A 2,680-nucleotide genomic window follows, 5' to 3' on the forward strand; every position below is an offset into this window, starting at 1 on the left:
GATAATTTAGGGGTTGTAAGGCTGCCGAAAATTGCTGCTTCAGTGTTTTTAAGTTCGATTCCTCAACCTGAATCAAGGTGTTAAATCCTCGCAAACCAAGTTGCTGCAAGCTTTCAAACCCAATTCGGTTCGCAGAGTTTTGAAGCTTTGTTCTCGGCTTGTTTCTCTAAATTCTCGACTGAATCGGTGTTTTGGGTTCTGTGGTCTGGTTGCAGAAGGTTTTGTTGGTTAAGATGCTGTTCATTGAATGCAAGCTAAGTGCTTCATTGCCAAGCGAGTTTTTTGCTTGTATCGCTACAACAAACAGTTCAAGCAGACCAAAAACGCGTGGCATTTTTAGTTTGTGTTGAGTTTTGTGTTTAAGGTAGTTTGCAGAAACCGCATTTGTACGTTTTTGGCTACTTAACTGGGCGTTATAGCGCTTTGATAATTCAAGGGTTGTAAGGTTATCGAAAATAGCTGGCTTCCGTGTTTTTGAGTTAGCTTTCTCAACCAGCATCAAGGTGGGAAATGCTCTGCAAACCAAGTTGCTGCAAGCTCTCAAATTCAGTTCGGTTCGCTGAATTTTGAAGCTTTTTTCTCGGCTCGTTTCCCTAAATTCTCGACTGAATCGGTGTTTTGGGCTTTGTGGTCTGGTTGCAGAAGTTCACTTTGGCTAAGATGGCTTTCATTGAATGCAAGCTAAGTGCTTCATTGCCAAGTTAGTTTGTTTGCTTGTATCGCTACAACAAACAGTTCAAGCAGACCAAAAACGCGTGGCATTTTTAGCTTGCGGTGAGTTTTGTGTTTTAAGTAGTTTTCAGGAACGGCATTTGTACGTTTTTGGCTACTTAACTGGGCGTTATATTCCTCTTGAGTTTCACTAAATAAAGGAAGTTGTATGAATTTGGATAAAGCTAAGAAACGTATCGCTAAACAAGTTAAAAAAGGCTTCAATGGTTATCCAAAAATCACTTTGTCGTACTACGGAGTTACCAAAGAATGTGCAACGGAAGTAGCGGTTCAATTTGTGTTGGCTGAAGGCGATAGCGCTCAAGAGGAACGTTTTTCTTGTGAAACTGAAATTAGAAATAATGAGTTAATTCAAACGACTTTACTCAAAATAATAGAAAGGGCTAATGTTAACTCAGTAATTGAAATTGAGGGTGTCACTATTCTCTAGCTTTTCTTGGTGTTCATTGTCAATTGGCTTGGTCATATCTGAAATATAACAAGCAATTCAAGCAGACTGCCAACGCTTGGCATTTTCAGTTCGGTTTAGCTTCAGTGATTTAGGTGGTAGGTTTAAGTGTATTTGGTAGCGTTGTCAGCTACTTAATTGGGCGTTATAGCGCTTTGATAATTCAAGGGTTGTCAGGTTCTCGAATGTTGCTGGCTTAAGTGCTTTTGAGTTCGATTCCTTAGCCTGAATCAAAGTGGAAAAGCCGCCGCAAGCCAAGTTGCTTTGGGATTTCCAAGCTCATTGAGGTCATCGTACTTTGAATCTTCGCTTTTTGCCTGTTCTTCTAAATTCTCCGATCGAGTTGGTGTTTTAAGTTCTGTGGTCTGGTTGCAGAAGGTTTTGTTGGCTAAGATGTTGTTCATTGAATGCAAGCTAAATGCTTCATTGCCAAGTAAAGTCTGTTTGCCTGTATCGCTCTAACAAAAGCTTCAAACCGACAAACAACGCGTGGCATTTTTAGCTTGCGGTGAGTTTTGTGTTTAGGGTAGTTTGCAGAAACCGCATTTGTACGTTTTTGGCTACTTAACTGGGCGTTATATGATAAAGGGAAGTGGATGACTTTTGACGAAGAAGAGGCTCTATTTGAAAATATAAAATCTGGGCACAATAATAATTACCTTATCGCAGATACTACGTGGCGATTCTTTCTTAAAATTGAAGGCAATAAACTCTATAGATGTCATTCAAAAAAAGTTGGTTGGTGTTCTGAAGCTCCCGGGGGCTTGGATGAACAATTTAATTTCGTAAACGTTGTTTCAGTGTCAAAGGACAAAGTTATTTTGACACTGAAAGATAAAACAATAAATATCGAAGTAGAGAGCTCTGATGCAAGCCATTACTTTGGGCGTTGAAGCCTAGTGGAAAGATCACATAACAAACAGTTCAAGCAGACCAAAAACGCGTGGCATTTTTAGTTTGCGTTGGGTTTTGTGTTTAGGGTAGTTTGCAGAAACAGCATTTGTGCGTTTTTGGCTACTTAACTGGGCGTTATAGCGCTTTTGTAGTTCAAAGGGTTGTAAGGAATTCGAAAATTGCTGGCTTTCGTGCTTTTGAGTTCGATTCCTTAACCTGAATCAATGTGGTAAATCCTCGCAAGCCAAGCCGTTGTAGGTTTCAAAACCATTCAGCTTCATCAGATTTTGAAGTTAGACTTCCGGCTAGTTTTCCTAAATTCTCGACTGAATCGGTGTTTTGGGTTTTGTGGTCTGGTTGCAGTCAGTTTTGTTGGTTAAGATGCTGTTCATTGAATGCAAGCTAAGTGCTTCATTGCCAAGCGAGTTTTTTGTTTGTATCGCTCTAACAAAAGCTTCAAACCGACCAACAACGCGTGGCACTTTTAGTTTGCGGTGACTTTAGTGTTTAACGTGTATTGCAGCAGCTTGTTTTTTTCGTTTTCTGCGGTTTTAGCTGGCGTTTTGTGTGTCGCTATCTCTGTTGGTGAGGCGTGAAATTTTTATC

At 40.2% G+C, this 2,680-nt stretch carries 4 protein-coding genes; 2 read left to right on the top strand and 2 right to left on the bottom strand.

What is annotated here, in order from left to right:
* Positions 1 to 166: 166 nt before the first annotated feature.
* Positions 167 to 499 carry a hypothetical protein gene (locus tag CW749_RS05530; protein WP_101111055.1) on the bottom strand — a complete coding sequence of 111 codons (333 nt, stop codon included), beginning with the start codon at positions 497 to 499 and terminating at the stop codon, positions 167 to 169.
* A gap of 381 nt (positions 500 to 880) precedes the next feature.
* Here CW749_RS05530 and CW749_RS05540 point away from each other — a divergent pair, with 381 nt between their 5' ends.
* Entirely contained in the window at positions 881 to 1,162 is a 282-nt protein-coding gene (locus CW749_RS05540) for a hypothetical protein (protein ID WP_101111057.1), read from the top strand.
* A 248-nt stretch (positions 1,163 to 1,410) separates the two neighbouring features.
* Here the strand turns inward: CW749_RS05540 and CW749_RS28170 are convergent, their stop codons facing one another.
* Complete coding sequence (locus tag CW749_RS28170; protein WP_180958332.1) at positions 1,411 to 1,584, bottom strand: hypothetical protein; 174 nt, start codon at positions 1,582 to 1,584, stop codon at positions 1,411 to 1,413.
* 192 nt (positions 1,585 to 1,776) lie between these two features.
* Here CW749_RS28170 and CW749_RS05545 point away from each other — a divergent pair, with 192 nt between their 5' ends.
* Complete coding sequence (locus tag CW749_RS05545) at positions 1,777 to 2,073, top strand: hypothetical protein (RefSeq protein ID WP_101111058.1); 297 nt, start codon at positions 1,777 to 1,779, stop codon at positions 2,071 to 2,073.
* Positions 2,074 to 2,680 lie beyond the last annotated feature (607 nt).

Source organism: Vibrio sp. vnigr-6D03 (assembly GCF_002835515.1).
GTDB classification, from domain to species: Bacteria; Pseudomonadota; Gammaproteobacteria; order Enterobacterales; family Vibrionaceae; genus Vibrio; species Vibrio penaeicida.